Here is a 14,335-nt window from a genome sequence, read left to right as displayed (position 1 = left end):
TCAGTCGGACGTATCGTCGCGCTCGGCCTCGGCATCCGCGCGGTTGCGTGCCTTGTTGCGCGGATGCGAGCCAGCCACGGACGGGAAACGCGACGAGGCATAGCGCACCACCAGAATCGCCAACGCCAGCAGCAGGATCGCCCCCGAGACCATCACCACGCCCCAGCTCGGTTTGTGCGTGTGGGAGATATCGGAAATCAGCAAGCGGGTCAGCGCGGTGATCGCCACATAGATCATGAAGCGAATCGGCATATGGTTGGTCTTGAAATAGATCCCCACCATCGCCGCCAATTCCAGGTAGATGAACAGCAGCAGGATGTCATCGACCGTGATGTGGCCCTTATCCAGCATGCCGATGAAGGTCATCACCCCGGCCCAGGCCGTGATCGCCCCGATGGCGAACAACGCCAGGTAATGGAAAGCCTCCATCAACAGATTGCCCAGCGACTCCGCCAGGCCATGCATGCCTTCACGCAGACGTTCCGCCCAATTCATCGTTCACTTCTCCCCAAACAAGCATGACGCCCGAACACCCGACATGGATGAACGCTGACGAGCATGCAGGAAAAACACCAGCTTGAGGATGATGCGAGGATGTGACGGAAAGACACAGGTGCTCAGACTACGGCGAGCACTGGCTGGCGTGACTCGGGCCAGGCAAAGCAGTGCTTGCCCGCCTCCTTGGCGCGGTACATGGCGGTATCAGCGGCCGCTATAAGGCGACGACGATCCTCGCCATGCTCGGCGTAGCGCGCCAGACCGACACTGACACCTACACGAATTTCGGGATACTGCGCCAGCAACGGTACATCCAGCGCATTGATCAGACGCTGCGCCAGTCGCTCGACCGCCTCGGCATCACCGGCAGCGATCACTGCGAATTCGTCACCACCAAGCCGCGCCAGTACCTCGCCTTCACGCATCACGCCCTGCCATAGGGCAACCACGACCTTCAAGGTGGCGTCACCAGCGGCATGGCCATATTGATCGTTGATCGGTTTGAAGCCATCCAGGTCCAAGTAGAGTAATGCTACCTGGCGCTCACCGCGCCGCGCCAAAGCCAGTGCCTGATCCAGCATTTCGTTGAAAGCGCGCCGGTTGGGCACTCGGGTAAGGCTGTCGTGCTGCGACTCGAAGGCAAGACGCTCGAGCAACTCGGCCCGCTCGCTCAGGTCACGACGCAGATCGACGAACAGCAACGTCAGCAGCCCCAGCATCAGCAGCGCACCACCGCCACCGCCCCACAACGCCAGCTCAGAACGCCATTGCAGATCGAGTTTCTGCTCTCTGAGAGAAGCAGCTACACCGCTCTCGATATTGCTTATGCGCAGGCGCATTTCGTCCATGTAAATCTTGCCATTGTCTTCGCGCAGCAGCTTCTGCGCAGCGACCTGGCCCTGTTCTCTACGCACGACGATGGTCTGGGCCAGCTCGCTGCGCTTGAGCTGACTGAGCCTGGCGATAGCCGCTATATCCGCCCCGTAGAATTGCAGCATCGGGTTCTCGGCAAGCAACAGCAGATGCTCATCCAATTGCCCGATAGCACGTTCGTATGGCGCCAGATACTGAACCTCGCCGGTCAGAAGAAAGCCGCGCTGGCCTATCTCCGCATCCTGCAAGGTGGAGAGAAGCGACGACAACCGATACAAAGACCGATACAACTCTTGTACATCACGACCACTGGAGAGGCTCGCCTGGCTTCCCCATATCGCTCCGATCAACAACATCAGGCTCAGATAAAACAACGCAACCAGCGCGAGCAGCTTGCGTTCGACACGACCGACTGACTTCACGGTGAGTACCTGAATTATTGGGGCTTTACGTGGTTTAGGATGATGCGTGAGCTGACTATAGATGCGCTTGCACACACCGTACAAGACGTTATCCGTAAAAGTCTGGGGCGCACTCGTGGCGCGCCTATACATATACACAAGCTGTACAATCTTACCGATTTAGCTTCTGCCTCATGCCCTGCAAAAATACCCACGCCCCTCCCAAACCTGCACCACCAGCACAGGCGAACCGAGCCATCTATGCTCTTCATCAAGCGCGATGCTGGCCAAACGGCAGCGAGTCCTTTATTCTCGCCACCACTGTACAAACAACCAGTTAATTACTGACCGACACATATGAAGGCAGACGAGGTGATGAATGGCCGTCGAAGTGGTGTACCGCAGCAGCCGCGATCCGGAGCGCTTGTTTATGGATAAGGCCGAAGCAGACCGTTACGACAAGATGCTTGAGCTGGCCGAGCGCCTGAGCGAGGTGCTGCACAAGGCGGTGCCGTCCTTGAACGAGGAGCAGGGCGAGGAACTGGGGATCTTCATGGCCAAGAACCGCGACATCTTCGCCAAAGCGTTCAAGAGCCAGCCGGACGCGCTGGACGAACTCGAGATCGAAGCCGCCAGCGAATGACCAAGTGTAGGAGCCCCTTGCACGCGCAAGGGGCTCCGACTTCATGCGTTGCGGTCGGGATATCGCCCCGCCGCCTGCTCCAGCCAGGCCGGCAACTCCTTGCGCCTGACGCCCTCCTCTCGTGCACGGGCCAGCTGTTCGAGCATGTACTGCCGCTTGGGTTCATCGCCATCGGCAAGGGAAAGCGCCAGATCGCGATCACTCCACTGGCGAATGCGCCGGAACAACCACCAGTGAAAGTACAGCCCCGCAGCGGTAGTGACGACGATAATGAAATAGTCCATGGTGAATCCTCCTTTCACCACGCTAATCGAGCCAGCATGTAGCGCCAAGTGCAGCGTTGCCGCAGGCCAGGGAGAGAACTCGGTGATTCATTGCAAGCGGGTTTATCTCGACGCGCAGGCCAGTGACGGGCAGCGCGTGCTGGTCGATCGACTATGGCCACGGGGCATTTCCAAAGACGCCCTGGCGCTCGCTGAATGGTTACCCGACGTCGCCCCCTCGACCGCACTACGCAAATCCTTCGCCCACAGCAATGAAGCCTTCGATGATTTTCGCACCGCCTACCGCCGTGAACTGAGCGCCCACCCCGAGCACTGGCAGCGCCTGCTGCACTCGGCAGCGAGGGGCACGCTGACGCTGCTCTATGCGGCGCGCGACGAAGAGCATAACAACGCCCGGGTGCTGGCGGAGTTCCTCGAAGATGAACTGCAGCGTCATGACTCGCCCAGCTCACCGGTTTGCTACCAGGGCGAATTCGACGGTTATTGACCGTACGGCAACGGCAGGCTAGCCTCCAGGCTTCTGCGACATATCCGAAGCTGTTTTCATGACCCTCACCGCGCATTGCCACAACGACTCCGTCAGCGCCGCCTATCGCGTCGCTGTCGACGGCTGCGCGCCACCACCTGCCTGTCGCGCCGGCACCCCTCCACCGCCGGCCCTTGTCCAAGCGGGTTGATCCCGCTCTTCCTCGCTCCGTTTCATCGCCTTAGCGACGCGCGCCCTTGCGCACGTGCGGAGCTCATGTGGATTTTCGACAGGTGTTCCCTCATGTGTTTCGATTCGACTTCCCTGCGCACCTATGGCGCGACGGCTCTGTTCGTACTGCTCTGGTCCGGTGGTGCGATCTTCGCTCGCCTGGGCCTGGACCATGCTTCGCCCTTCGCCTTCCTGCTGCTGCGCTTTGCCCTCGCCTTTGCCGCGCTGGTGCTGATCGCCAGTCATTCTGGAGTTTGGTTGCCCGAGCGCGACCTGCGTTGGGCAACCGCCAGGGCTGGCCTGCTGATGATCGGCGGCTACAGCATCTGCTACATGCTGGCGCTGGCCGAAGGGGTCACACCCGGCGTGCTGGCAACGGTGCTCGGTGTACAACCCATCCTGACCCTGATGCTGCTGGAGCGGCGTACTTCGCTGCTGCGCGTGCTCGGCTTGCTGCTGGCCCTGGCCGGGCTGGCGATAATCGTCGCGGACAGCCTGATAAGCAGCGCGATGCCGCTGTCCGGTGTGGCACTGGCTCTCGGCGCCCTGCTCTGCATAACCGGCGGCACCATCGCCCAGAAGAACCTGCGGCAGACGCCCATGCGTGCCCTGCCGCTGCAGTACGGTCTCTGCCTGTTGGGCAGTCTGATGCTACTACCCAGCCAGGAGTGGCAGGTGCGTTTTGTCATCGGGTTGATCATGCCGCTGTTGTGGATGGGGCTGGTGGTGTCGGTGGGCGCACAATTGCTGCTGTATCGGCTGATCCAGACCGGCAATCTGGTCAATGTCACCAGCCTGTTCTATCTGGTGCCGGTGACGACGGCGCTGCTCGATTACCTGCTGCTGGGCAATCGTCTTTCGGCCAGCGCTCTGGCCGGGATGGCCGCGATCCTGCTCGGGCTAGCCCTGGTCTTTCGCTTCGCCCCTCGCCTGGAGCGCGCGAATAGCGGTTAGGCGCCGTATAGCAGACGCTCGGCCAGATAGTCGGCGACGCGCGCCGGGGAGCGTTTTTCCGCCTGGGCATGGGCGTAGATTTCGGTCAGCCGGCGGCTGATCTGCGCCAGGTGCGCGTTGATTGCCGGCAGTTCCTCGCCGCGATGACGCAGCGCCACGTAGATCAGCCCGCCAGCGTTCAGTACGTAATCCGGTGCGTAGAGAATGCCGCGCGCTTCCAGCTGGTCGGCCACCTCGGGGTTGGCCAGCTGACTGTTGGCTGCCCCGGCCACCGCTGCGCAGCGCAGGTGGGCGACCGTCTGCGCGTTCAGCACACCACCCAGGCCGCAGGGCGCGAGAATGTCGCAGGGCGTGCTGAGCAGCGCATCGCTGGTAACCGGATGCGCGCCCAACTGCTCGACAGCCAACTGCACACGCCCGGCATCGAGGTCGCTGACCAGTAATTCGGCACCCGCAGCATGCAGCAGCTCGGCCAGGGCGAAACCGACGTTGCCCAGGCCCTGCACAGCGACCCGCAACCCTTCCAGATCGTCACTGCCCAGACGTGCCTGAGCAGTGGCGCGAATGCCCGTGAACACACCCAACGCCGTGTGCGGCGACGGATCGCCTTCGCTGGTAGTGCTGGTGGCGTGTTGGGTGTATTGGGCGATGCAGTCCATGTCGGCGCTGGAGGTGCCGCTGTCGACGGCGGTGATGTAGCGCCCGTTGAGGGTCTCGATGAAACGCCCGAAGGATTCGAACAGCGCAGCCCGACTCGGCAGATGAGGCGGACGGATGATCACCGTCTTGCCGCCGCCGTGGTCGATACCGGCCAACGCTGCCTTGTAACTCATGCCTTGGGCCAGACGAATGGCATCGGCAATCGCGCTCTGTTCATCGGCATAGGCCAGGTAACGACAGCCGCCGAGCGCTGGCCCGAAACGGGTGTTGTGAATGGCGATAACGGCCTTGAGACCGCTGGCCGGATCCTCGACCAGGTGCAGGGCCTCGAGGCGGGCGGCTTCCATCATGCTGAACATGGACGAGCTCCCGGTCGGACTTCAGACCCCAGTATAGGAGAGCCACACTGGACGACGACCTTGCCAGGGACTACAACAGCAGAAGTCAGCGGAGAATGCGATGAGCCCACGCCAAGCCTGCCTGCAGTGCCTGCAACGCGACCCACCCGCCCTGTTCGAGGCGGCCCTGTGGATTGCCGTCGAACACGATGACTCGCTTCAGCCACCCCAGGTGCTGAGCGAACTGCACAGCCTGCAATTGCAGGTCAGCGCCGGACTGCCCGCCCTGCCTGCCCGCGAGCTGGCCCAGCCGCTGCTGCGCAGGCTTGCCGAGCTCGACTTTCAAGAGGACGACGAAGGCGTGACACGTCCACGCCATGCGCTCCTGCATCATGTGCTGCACAGCCGTCGAGGCCAGCCGCTGACCCTGGCTCTGATCGCCCTGGAATTGGCGCGGCGACTGGAGATTCCGTTACAGGGGGTGAACTTCCCCGGACATTTTCTGCTGCGCGTACCCGGCGCGGATCATCTGCTCGACCCTTGTGGCGGACGCCGCCTGTATACCCGCGACTGCCGTGAGCAGCTGTATCGCCAGCTGGGTTCAGGTGTGGAACTCAGCGCTGCGCACCTGCAGACGGCCGATGCCAGTGACATGCTGCGGCGCCTGTCACGCAATCTGCGCCTGCTGCATCTGCAGCACGATGAGCCGGAAGCGGCACTCAAGGACGCCGAGCGCGTCCTGCAACTGGGCCAGCCGAACCTAGTCGACCACCTGGCCCGCGCAGATGTCTATCAACGGCTCGATTGCCCACAGGGTGAGCGCTACGACCTGGAGCGCGCACTGCTGTTCTGCGAGGAGGAAGGCCTGCGCCTGCAACTGAGTCAGCGCTTGCGTAACCTGGCGCGTGTTCCGGCGGTGCATTGACGCTGCAGAGCGAGCGCCCCGAGGAACAATCAGGCAGACGCAGCCAGGCTGTGAAAACTGAAGTAGTAGCGCAGCGCGTCGATCATCTCGACGTAATCGGCAGGTGGTGCGACCAAGGCAAAACCGGAGTCGTAGACACCTGGGTTGACGTCTTCGCGGCACCACTGGCAGTTGGCGGAGAAATCGATGAAGTGCATGCCGTGCTGGCCCGGAATCTTCAGGCGCATGTCAAAGCGTGCGCCCACCAGCATCGGCAACTGGCTGATCAGCATCAGCCCGTCGAGCGAGACATTGCCGATGGAGCCCATCGGCTTGTCGGTAATGCGGTTGAACACCTTCAGGTAGTAGGGCAACTGATGGCGTTCGATTCGGCGCTGGCTACGCATAGTGGCAAATCGCTACAAAGGGTCTTGAGTATGGCCCTACTACGACCACTTAACCACCCTCAAGAACAGCGTTGGGCTATCCGCTCGCGCAACTGGCGACGAGCGGTGTCTGTCTCTTCATAACTGTAGTAGATGCGTTCGCCGTTGGTGTCGGTGCGGTAATAGTTGAAACCCTCGGGTATCTGCGCCAGGCGCCGGCGCAGATCACGGCATTCGTTGTCTCGCTCTTCACGTTGTGCAGCCGCAGAAGCCGCCGCCTGTTGCTGCTCTTCGCGCCGCGCGTCGTAAAAGCGCTGGCTGCGCGCTTCGCGCTCACGCGTGTGCGCGTCACGCTCGACTACCTGCGGTTTCACCTGCACGGTTTCAGCCCCCGCTACCGGGCGCTGACCGAAATGCACCCGCCCCTGCTCATCCGTCCAGCGATAGATCTCGGCCGTCGCCAGCGTCGGCAGCAGCGCGGCGATCAGCAATAAGTGACGCATGTTCATCCTCCATGAAGGCCATGCGCCAGCTTATACCGCGCCGCGGTGCCAAGAAATGCCGAACGACAAAAGGCTCAGAGTGCCGCAGGGCTGGCCTTGGCCGCCGGCGCCGGGCTGTGATGCCCCAGCTGCTCCAGGGTCTGCAGGCGGGCACGGGCGCGATAGGCATACTCGCTGGCCGGGTAGCGCGTGATGATGAACTGATAGGTCTGCGCCGCATCGACGAACAGGCTCTCGCGCTCCAGGCATTGGCCGCGCAGCAGGGAAATCTCGGGCTGCAGGTAGCTGCGCGAGCGGCTCTTGCGCTCGGCCTGCGACAGCTCCAGCGCGACCTGGGCGCAATCACCTTCGTTATAAGCGCGATAGGCGTTGTTCAGATGATGGTCGAGCGAGACACGGGTGCAACCCGTAGCAACCAGTGCCACGGCAAGAATGATCAGGGTACGCATGGGCAAGTCCTCCAATGAGCAGTGTATCGACAGTGCCGGGAAAAACTGAACCGCGACAAACCTCCGATGGGTTTTGCTGCCAGCGCCTTGGCGCTGCCGCACGTGCTGACTAGACTGCGCGGCATCGGCCGACTCCGGCCAAGGAGCCCGCATGTCGCTCGTCCGCCTGCTTTGCCTCGTCATCAGCGCCAACCTGCTGAGCGCCTGCGCACCGACCACGCCGCTGTTCATCGCCCAGATCACCACCAACGAGGTGGTCGAGTACAAGGCACTGAAAACCAAGCGCATGACCGCCGCCATCGAGGAAGAAGGCGACCTGCTGACCTACAGCGCCATGGCCATCCGCGACGCCCATAGCGACAAGGCCGAAACGCTGTACCTGGATGGCTACCGCGACCGCCAACTGAGTGGCGAGGTGCGTGCCATCGCCCTGTATCAGATCGGCCTGATCTACATGAACCGCTTCAACGAGCAACGCGACGATCCCAAGGCGCTCAACTACTTCTACAAGGTGCTCAACGAATTCCCTGCCAGCCAGGCCGCCAGCCGCGCCGAAGAGCGCATCGCGATGATCCGTCAACGCGCGGACGAGCCGATCCAAAAAACCTCGCGCGAGCTGCTGGCAAACTGGCAACCGAGCCAGAACCTCGACCTGTACAAGCCCAGCCTCGACCCGGACATGACCCTGCTATCGCGCCGCGCCGTGCTCAAGGGGCGCGTCGACGAGGCCGAGCAGCTCTACCTGCTGGGCCTGGCCGACCCACACGTGCCGGCGGACATCAAGGAAAAGGCGCTGTATCAGCTGGCGCTGATGCACATGGCAGCAGACAACCCCAGAGCCAATCGCGACAAGGCCATCGCCTATCTGCGCCGCCTGCTCGTGCAGTTTCCCGAAAGCGAGCTGAGCGCCAAGGCCGCGCGCCATCTGGACCTGGCGCTCAATCCAGGCATGCGCTGACCCATATCAATGCCGCTCGCCGGAGCATGGTCTGTAATGCAGGTACAGACTCCAGGCGAGGACGCTGCCATGCAACTGCAACGACTGTTGGTCGTCATCGACGCCGAACACCAGCAACAACCCGCCCTGCAACGCGCCGTCGAAGTGGCACGCGAAACCGGCGCCGAACTGCACCTGCTGCAGATCGAGTACCACCCAAGTCTGGAGGGCAGCCTGCTGGATAGCCGTCTGCTCAACCGCGCTCGTGAAGCCATCGTGCGGCAAAGCTGCGAGCATCTGCGCACCCGCGTCGCCCACTTGAGCGATGAAGGCTTCCAGATCGACGTGGACGTACGCTGGAGCAAGCGCCGCCACGAAGAGGTTCTCGCCCGTGTCGCGGCGCTGCAACCGGACATCCTGTTCAAATCGACCCACCCCAGCAGTACGCTGCGCCGCCTGCTGTTCAGTGATACTAGTTGGCAGCTGATCCGCCGCTGCCCGATACCGCTGTGGCTGGTGCACGACACCGAGCCGCGCGGCCAGAGTATGTGCGTCGCACTCGACCCACTGCACAGTGCGGACAAACCTGCCGCACTCGATCATCAGTTGATTCGCACCAGCCAGGCCCTGCAGGCCGCGCTCGGCCTGCACGCCGAATACCTGCACGCACAAGCGCCGCTGCCACGCTCATTGTTGTTCGACGCCGAGGTAGCGCAGGAATATGAAGACTACGTGACCCAATGCAGCCGCGAGCATCGCGAAGCCTTCGACAAGCTGATCGCCCAGCACGCCATCGATAGAGCACAGGCCCACCTGCTGGACGGTTTTGCCGAAGAAGTCATCCCGCGTTTCGTGCGTGAGCACAATATCGGCCTGCTGGTGATGGGCGCCATCGCCCGTGGCCATCTGGACAGTCTGCTCATCGGCCACACCGCAGAGCGGGTGCTGGAACGCGTCGAGTGCGATCTGCTGGTGATAAAACCGGACGGCAAAGGGTAGTGCACAGGAACAATGACTACAGCTCAAGGCCGTAGTAGCCTCCCGGACATAGTTCACTAGGGAGTTCGTGCATGACCTTTCGCCGCACCAAAATCGTCGCCACCCTGGGCCCGGCCAGCAACTCGCCGGAAGTGCTGGAGCAACTGATCCTCGCCGGTCTCGACGTGGCCCGTCTGAACTTCTCCCACGGCACGCCGGACGACCACAAGGCGCGTGCCGCCCTGGTTCGCGAGCTGGCAGCCAAGCACGGCCGCCACGTCGCCCTGCTCGGCGACCTGCAAGGCCCGAAGATCCGCATCGCCAAATTCGAGAACAAGCGCATCGAGCTCAAGGACGGCGACCTGTTCCGCCTCTCCTCCAGCCACTCGCGCACGGCCGGCACCCACGACGTGGTCGGCATCGACTACCCGGCGCTGATTCAGGACTGCGACGTCGGTGACGAACTGCTGCTCGACGACGGTCGCGTGGTCATGCGCGTCGAACTCAAGGGCGCCGACGAGCTGCACTGCCGCGTGCTGATCGGCGGCCCGCTGTCGGACAACAAGGGCATTAACCGCCGTGGCGGTGGCCTGACCGCACCAGCCCTGACCGAGAAAGACAAGGCCGACATCAAGGTCGCCGCCGAGATGGACCTGGACTACCTGGCCGTGTCCTTCCCGCGCGATGCCGCCGACATGGATTACGCCCGTCGCCTGCTCACCGAAGCCGGCGGCAGCGCCTGGCTGGTGGCCAAGATCGAACGCGCCGAAGCCGTGGCCGATGACGAAGCGCTGGACGGCCTGATCCGCGCCAGCGACGCGGTGATGGTGGCCCGTGGCGACCTGGCCGTGGAAATCGGCGACGCCGAGCTGGTCGGTATCCAGAAGAAGATCATTGCCCACGCCCGTCGCCTGAACAAAGCGGTGATCACTGCCACGCAGATGATGGAGTCGATGATCCACAGCCCGATGCCGACCCGCGCCGAAGTCTCCGACGTGGCCAACGCCGCGCTGGACTATACCGATGCGGTGATGCTGTCGGCCGAAAGCGCCGCCGGCGAATACCCGGTCGAAGCCGTGCAGGCCATGGCCCGTGTGTGCCTGGGCGCCGAGAAGCACCCGACCAGCAAGCAGTCCAGCCACCGCATCGGCCGCCAGTTCGAGCGCTGCGACGAAAGCATCGCCCTGGCCACCATGTACACCGCCAACCACTTCCCGGGTGTGAAGGCCATCATCAGCCTGACCGAGAGTGGCTACAGCCCGCTGATCATGTCGCGCATCCGCTCGTCGATCCCGATCTTCGCTTTTACCCCGCACCGCGAAGCCCAGGCCCGCGTGGCGCTGTTCCGTGGTGTCTACACCGTGCCGTTCGACCCGGCTGCGCTGCCAGCCAACAAGGTCAGCCAGGCCGCGGTAGACGAGCTGCTCAAGCGCAGCGTGGTCGAGCCGGGCGACTGGGTCATCCTGACCAAGGGCGACAGCTACCACGGCACTGGCGGCACCAACACCATGAAGATCCTCCACGTCGGCGATCAGATGGTGTGATCCACCCGTGAATGCAGAAGGCCGCTCATCGAGCGGCCTTTTGCTTTCTTGCGGTAGATTCACCGTGCCCAGCAAATACAGCACAAAACGTCTGCCGTCAGGTGCGCACGAAATAGGCAATGGCGATCAGCGACAGACCGATCACCAGCAGCCAAAGGGTGCCGTCGACCAGATAGGGAAAACCCATTAGGCCCAGGCCACAGAGGAAAGGCACGGGCTTGCTCTGGCGCCGCCCGTAGATGACGAAGCCCAGACCGATGCTGCCGAACAGCAGGCCCCAGAGCAGCGTGGCGCTGTCCATCAGGCGAACCTCGTGAAATCCGCCGGGCGCCGTTGCATGAAAGCCGTCAGCGCCTCGATGGCCTCCGGCGAACGCAGACGTTGGCCGAACAGAGCCCCCTCCTCCTCGATCACCTTACGCAGCTCCTCGCGCCCTGGCGCGCGCATCAGGCGTTTGCTGTCGGCGACAGCCGAGGGTGCCAGCTCGAGAAAACGCTGCGCCATCTCGCGCGCCTTGCTCAAGGTCGCCGCACCATCGTCCAGCGCCAGGTTGGCGATGCCCCAGGCTGCGGCCTGCTCACCGCTGAATGCCTGACCAAGCAACAGCAACTCGGCAGCCCGTGCATGCCCCAGCAGACGCGGCAGGATCAGGCTGGAGCCGTACTCGGGACACAGTCCGAGATTGACGAACGGCATCTTCAACTGCGCATCACGACTGACGTAAACCAGGTCGCAATGCAGCAACAGGGTGGTACCGATCCCCACCGCAGGGCCAGAAACAGCAGCGACCACCGGTTTGCTGAATTCGAACAGGACGCGCATGAACTGGAACACTTCGCTGTTCAGGCCTGCGGGCGGTGCCTGAATGAAGTCGGCGACGTCGTTGCCGCTGGTAAAGCACGCCTCGCCGCCCGTCAACAGCACCACGCGCACGCTCGGGTCGCGCTCGGCCTCATCCAGCACTTCGGCCATGCCGGCGTACATGGCGCGGGTCAGCGCATTCTTCTTGTCCGGGCGGTGCATGCGCAGGGTCAACAGACCGCCGTCGCGCTCGATGTGCAGGTGTTCGCTCATGCCAGGGCTCCAATGGGTGCGTCGTACGCACCGACTGTGGGGCCACAACCTAGGCGCGCGTGAGAAAGACGTCGGCGAGCATCTGGCCGCGTGGCAAACCGGCCATGTAGAGGCGCCGCGCGAAGCTGTCGACCGTCTTCGGATGGCCGCAGAGTAAGGCGAGGGTCTGCCGCGAAACAAGGCGCAGTTCGGCCAAAGCAGCCGGCAACTGCGCCGCCGTTATCAGCTCCACCTGCAGGTTGGCGTGCTGCGCTGCCAAGGCCTGAAGTTCGCTCGCCAGATAGTGCTCGGCCGGCTCATGCGCGACGTGCAGCAGACGGATGACGCCTTGGTGCTCCTGGCGCAGCGCGTCACGCAAGATCCCGTACAACGGCGCCAGACCAGTACCGGCGGCGAGTAGCCAGAGCGGCCGGGTCTGCCAGTCACCGTCGTAATGCAGGGCACCGCCACGCAGCTCGCCAAGTCGCAGCCCATCGCCAACCTGCAGACGCCGCGCTGCATCGCAGAACGCGCCGGGCAAGCGGCAGTCGATGTGAAATTCCAGCCAATCGTCATCGCCCGGCACGCTGGCCAGTGAATAGGGCCGCGCCACGCCTTGATCGGTCCACAGCAGCAGATGCTGTCCGGGGCGATAGCGCAGCGGCTTGGCCGGCTGCAAACGTAGGCGCAAAACCTGCGGGCTGAGCCAGTCCAGGGCGAGCACCTTGGCTGCCAGGCCATCACGCTGCGGGTCGAAGGGTTCAACCTGCAGGTCCTCGATCACCTGGCACTGACAGGCCAGGCGCCAGCCCTCGGCACGCTTGTCGGCCGCCAGCGCCTCGGGCTGGCGATCCTCTGGCTCACCGGCGACGCAGCGCACCAGGCAAGCATGGCAACTGCCGGCTCGACAGCTGTAGGGCACGGCCACGCCGCCGCCAAGCAGCGCATCGAGCAAGTTGGTGTGATGGGCGACCTGTAGCTGCTGGTCACCAACGCGCAGCTCAGGCACCCGCGCTCTCCCAGCTGGCATCGCAACGATTGCGTCCGCCGCGCTTGGCCTGATAGAGCGCCAGATCAGCACGCTGCAGGGCTTCATCGAGATCGTCACCCGCAACCAGCATCGTCATGCCGGCGGAGAGACTGAGATTGTCGACCGTCACGCCCAAAGGCTCGGCTTTGGAGAACGCTTCGCGCAGGCGCTCGCAGCAGGCGGTGAATTGATCAGCATCGGTATTGGGCAATAGCAGGACAAATTCCTCACCGCCGTAGCGGGCAATGATGTCGCCATCGCGCAGACAGGCGCGGGCGACCGCAGCGAAGGTTTGCAACACCCGGTCACCAGCGGCATGGCCATGAGCATCGTTGATTCGCTTGAAATGGTCCAGGTCGATCAACGCCAGGCCGTGCTGGCGCCCACGCCCCATATGCTCCAGCTCACGGCTGGCTAGGCGCAGGAAATGACGGCGATTGAACAGACCGGTGAGTTCGTCGGTGGCAACCAGATCCTCGAGCTGACGCATCATTCCACGCAGCGTGTCTTGGTGTGCCTGCAGGGCAAAGCGGCGCTGGCGCATGCGCTTGCGCATGGCCTGCACGTAGCTGGAGAACAGGCACAGCCAGACCAGCAGGATGAACAGCACCCACACCTGCAGCCAGGCCATGCTCGGGTCCAACAGCTGCATGCGGTAGGCCTCGACCAGCACCATCGCGGTGAAGCCGAAGAAGGCGAACGCAGCACAACGCACGAACACCCGCGGCGGCAGCTGGAATACGCCGAACAGCAGAATCAGGACGTAGAAAACCATCATCACGCCGCGCGCACTGTCGAACAGCGCCAGCACCGGCGGTTGCCAGGCCAGCGCCACCAGCACCTGGGCTTCGGTCAGGCTGGGATCGTCAAAACGCAGGTTGCGACCGGAAAGAAACAGCCAAAGAAACACCAGTTGGCTGCCCAGCACGCCCAGCGTCAGCCAGGCAGCAGTACTGATCGAGCCGAGAAAAAGGCCATTGAGTACAGCGAACCAGCAGACGAGTGCCATCATCGCGTAAGTCGCGAAGGCCATGGCGAAGCGTTTGAGCAGGAGGCTCTGCAGGCTGCGTTGCGTTCCCCGGCGAGTCGTTGAGCTCATGGGCTCCGTCCCATACTGGCATCTGGCCGTACTCTACCCCTGTGATCACAAAAAGCCTAGAGCGCCGATAACCGCCCAATGCCGCTGGCATCGACCTTCGGCTG

General features: G+C 63.1%; 18 protein-coding genes. 7 read left to right on the top strand and 11 right to left on the bottom strand.

From position 1 onward, the window contains the following. Positions 1-495, bottom strand: a complete 495-nt coding sequence (locus BM059_RS10240; RefSeq protein ID WP_037003312.1) for a phosphate-starvation-inducible protein PsiE — start codon at positions 493-495, stop codon at positions 1-3. Between the two features lie 122 nt (positions 496-617). Then, positions 618-1,793 carry a diguanylate cyclase domain-containing protein gene (locus tag BM059_RS10235; RefSeq protein ID WP_074938406.1) on the bottom strand — a complete coding sequence of 392 codons (1,176 nt, stop codon included), beginning with the start codon at positions 1,791-1,793 and terminating at the stop codon, positions 618-620. 358 nt (positions 1,794-2,151) lie between these two features. Between BM059_RS10235 and BM059_RS10230 the strand changes: the two genes are divergently transcribed. Beyond that, the gene (locus tag BM059_RS10230) at positions 2,152-2,415 is read left to right on the top strand and encodes a YebG family protein (protein WP_037003310.1); all 264 of its coding nucleotides are present in this window, start codon (positions 2,152-2,154) and stop codon (positions 2,413-2,415) included. Positions 2,416-2,456: 41 nt separating this feature from the next. Here the strand turns inward: BM059_RS10230 and BM059_RS10225 are convergent, their stop codons facing one another. Continuing rightward, positions 2,457-2,699 carry a hypothetical protein gene (locus tag BM059_RS10225; protein WP_074938404.1) on the bottom strand — a complete coding sequence of 81 codons (243 nt, stop codon included), beginning with the start codon at positions 2,697-2,699 and terminating at the stop codon, positions 2,457-2,459. An 82-nt stretch (positions 2,700-2,781) separates the two neighbouring features. Here BM059_RS10225 and BM059_RS10220 point away from each other — a divergent pair, with 82 nt between their 5' ends. Together BM059_RS10220 and BM059_RS10215 are read left to right on the top strand one after the other, a co-directional pair. Continuing rightward, positions 2,782-3,186 carry a DUF488 domain-containing protein gene (locus tag BM059_RS10220; RefSeq protein ID WP_074938402.1) on the top strand — a complete coding sequence of 135 codons (405 nt, stop codon included), beginning with the start codon at positions 2,782-2,784 and terminating at the stop codon, positions 3,184-3,186. 282 nt (positions 3,187-3,468) lie between these two features. Next, positions 3,469-4,350: a DMT family transporter gene (locus BM059_RS10215; RefSeq protein ID WP_074938400.1), complete on the top strand. Its 882-nt coding sequence runs from the start codon at positions 3,469-3,471 to the stop codon at positions 4,348-4,350. On the opposite strand, the gene BM059_RS10210 is transcribed toward BM059_RS10215, so the two are convergent. Continuing rightward, positions 4,347-5,369, bottom strand: coding sequence for a Leu/Phe/Val dehydrogenase (locus BM059_RS10210; protein WP_074938398.1), 1,023 nt, complete (start codon positions 5,367-5,369; stop codon positions 4,347-4,349). The genes BM059_RS10215 and BM059_RS10210 overlap by 4 nt on opposite strands. Positions 5,370-5,469: 100 nt before the next feature. Between BM059_RS10210 and BM059_RS10205 the strand changes: the two genes are divergently transcribed. Continuing rightward, positions 5,470-6,273 (top strand): SirB1 family protein, encoded by an 804-nt coding sequence (locus tag BM059_RS10205; RefSeq protein ID WP_074938396.1) that lies wholly within the window; start codon positions 5,470-5,472, stop codon positions 6,271-6,273. A gap of 29 nt (positions 6,274-6,302) precedes the next feature. On the opposite strand, the gene BM059_RS10200 is transcribed toward BM059_RS10205, so the two are convergent. The 3 genes from BM059_RS10200 to BM059_RS10190 all read right to left on the bottom strand — a co-directional run bounded on the left by BM059_RS10200 (position 6,303) and on the right by BM059_RS10190 (position 7,590). Beyond that, entirely contained in the window at positions 6,303-6,659 is a 357-nt protein-coding gene (locus BM059_RS10200) for a PilZ domain-containing protein (protein ID WP_074938394.1), read from the bottom strand. Positions 6,660-6,718: 59 nt separating this feature from the next. Next, entirely contained in the window at positions 6,719-7,141 is a 423-nt protein-coding gene (locus tag BM059_RS10195) for a DUF4124 domain-containing protein (RefSeq protein WP_074938392.1), read from the bottom strand. Between the two features lie 74 nt (positions 7,142-7,215). Beyond that, positions 7,216-7,590 (bottom strand): tetratricopeptide repeat protein, encoded by a 375-nt coding sequence (locus BM059_RS10190; protein ID WP_037003302.1) that lies wholly within the window; start codon positions 7,588-7,590, stop codon positions 7,216-7,218. 151 nt (positions 7,591-7,741) lie between these two features. On the opposite strand from BM059_RS10190, the gene BM059_RS10185 reads away from it, so the two are divergent. The 3 genes from BM059_RS10185 (at position 7,742) to pyk (ending at position 11,049) form a co-directional block, all read left to right on the top strand. After that, positions 7,742-8,548 (top strand): tetratricopeptide repeat protein, encoded by an 807-nt coding sequence (locus BM059_RS10185; protein WP_074938390.1) that lies wholly within the window; start codon positions 7,742-7,744, stop codon positions 8,546-8,548. Positions 8,549-8,617: 69 nt separating this feature from the next. Next, a complete protein-coding gene (locus tag BM059_RS10180; protein ID WP_074938482.1) occupies positions 8,618-9,526 on the top strand; it encodes a universal stress protein in 909 nt (302 codons plus the stop codon). A gap of 71 nt (positions 9,527-9,597) precedes the next feature. Further along, complete coding sequence (pyk, locus tag BM059_RS10175; protein ID WP_074938388.1) at positions 9,598-11,049, top strand: pyruvate kinase; 1,452 nt, start codon at positions 9,598-9,600, stop codon at positions 11,047-11,049. 97 nt (positions 11,050-11,146) lie between these two features. Here pyk and BM059_RS10170 read toward each other — a convergent pair whose 3' ends face one another. From BM059_RS10170 to BM059_RS10155, 4 genes are read right to left on the bottom strand one after another with little or no spacing between them, the layout of a single operon-like run. After that, a complete protein-coding gene (locus tag BM059_RS10170) occupies positions 11,147-11,350 on the bottom strand; it encodes a hypothetical protein (RefSeq protein WP_037003297.1) in 204 nt (67 codons plus the stop codon). Further along, entirely contained in the window at positions 11,350-12,123 is a 774-nt protein-coding gene (locus tag BM059_RS10165) for an enoyl-CoA hydratase (RefSeq protein ID WP_074938386.1), read from the bottom strand. Before BM059_RS10165 ends, BM059_RS10170 begins: the two co-directional genes overlap by 1 nt. A 49-nt stretch (positions 12,124-12,172) precedes the next feature. After that, entirely contained in the window at positions 12,173-13,111 is a 939-nt protein-coding gene (locus tag BM059_RS10160; protein ID WP_074938384.1) for an iron-sulfur-binding ferredoxin reductase, read from the bottom strand. Further along, on the bottom strand, positions 13,104-14,231 hold the full coding sequence (locus BM059_RS10155) for a GGDEF domain-containing protein (RefSeq protein WP_037003294.1): 1,128 nt from the start codon (positions 14,229-14,231) through the stop codon (positions 13,104-13,106). Before BM059_RS10155 ends, BM059_RS10160 begins: the two co-directional genes overlap by 8 nt. Positions 14,232-14,335 lie beyond the last annotated feature (104 nt).

Origin of the sequence: Ectopseudomonas composti, assembly GCF_900115475.1 — a bacterium.
GTDB classification, from domain to species: domain Bacteria; phylum Pseudomonadota; class Gammaproteobacteria; order Pseudomonadales; family Pseudomonadaceae; genus Aquipseudomonas; species Aquipseudomonas composti.
This window is presented reverse-complemented; position numbering and strand designations above follow the sequence as displayed.

Excerpts from the sequence above, each read along its gene's own strand:
- BM059_RS10170 (WP_037003297.1), bottom strand. The coding sequence starts at position 11,350 with ATGGACAGCGCCACGCTGCTCTGGGGCCTGCTGTTCGGCAGCATCGGT.
- BM059_RS10180 (WP_074938482.1), top strand. The coding sequence starts at position 8,618 with ATGCAACTGCAACGACTGTTGGTCGTCATCGACGCCGAACACCAGCAA.
- BM059_RS10165 (WP_074938386.1), bottom strand. The coding sequence starts at position 12,123 with ATGAGCGAACACCTGCACATCGAGCGCGACGGCGGTCTGTTGACCCTG.
- BM059_RS10195 (WP_074938392.1), bottom strand. The coding sequence starts at position 7,141 with ATGCGTCACTTATTGCTGATCGCCGCGCTGCTGCCGACGCTGGCGACG.
- BM059_RS10240 (WP_037003312.1), bottom strand. The coding sequence starts at position 495 with ATGAATTGGGCGGAACGTCTGCGTGAAGGCATGCATGGCCTGGCGGAG.
- pyk (WP_074938388.1), top strand. The coding sequence starts at position 9,598 with ATGACCTTTCGCCGCACCAAAATCGTCGCCACCCTGGGCCCGGCCAGC.
- BM059_RS10185 (WP_074938390.1), top strand. The coding sequence starts at position 7,742 with ATGTCGCTCGTCCGCCTGCTTTGCCTCGTCATCAGCGCCAACCTGCTG.
- BM059_RS10210 (WP_074938398.1), bottom strand. The coding sequence starts at position 5,369 with ATGTTCAGCATGATGGAAGCCGCCCGCCTCGAGGCCCTGCACCTGGTC.
- BM059_RS10230 (WP_037003310.1), top strand. The coding sequence starts at position 2,152 with ATGGCCGTCGAAGTGGTGTACCGCAGCAGCCGCGATCCGGAGCGCTTG.
- BM059_RS10190 (WP_037003302.1), bottom strand. The coding sequence starts at position 7,590 with ATGCGTACCCTGATCATTCTTGCCGTGGCACTGGTTGCTACGGGTTGC.
- BM059_RS10205 (WP_074938396.1), top strand. The coding sequence starts at position 5,470 with ATGAGCCCACGCCAAGCCTGCCTGCAGTGCCTGCAACGCGACCCACCC.
- BM059_RS10215 (WP_074938400.1), top strand. The coding sequence starts at position 3,469 with ATGTGTTTCGATTCGACTTCCCTGCGCACCTATGGCGCGACGGCTCTG.
- BM059_RS10225 (WP_074938404.1), bottom strand. The coding sequence starts at position 2,699 with ATGGACTATTTCATTATCGTCGTCACTACCGCTGCGGGGCTGTACTTT.
- BM059_RS10155 (WP_037003294.1), bottom strand. The coding sequence starts at position 14,231 with ATGAGCTCAACGACTCGCCGGGGAACGCAACGCAGCCTGCAGAGCCTC.
- BM059_RS10200 (WP_074938394.1), bottom strand. The coding sequence starts at position 6,659 with ATGCGTAGCCAGCGCCGAATCGAACGCCATCAGTTGCCCTACTACCTG.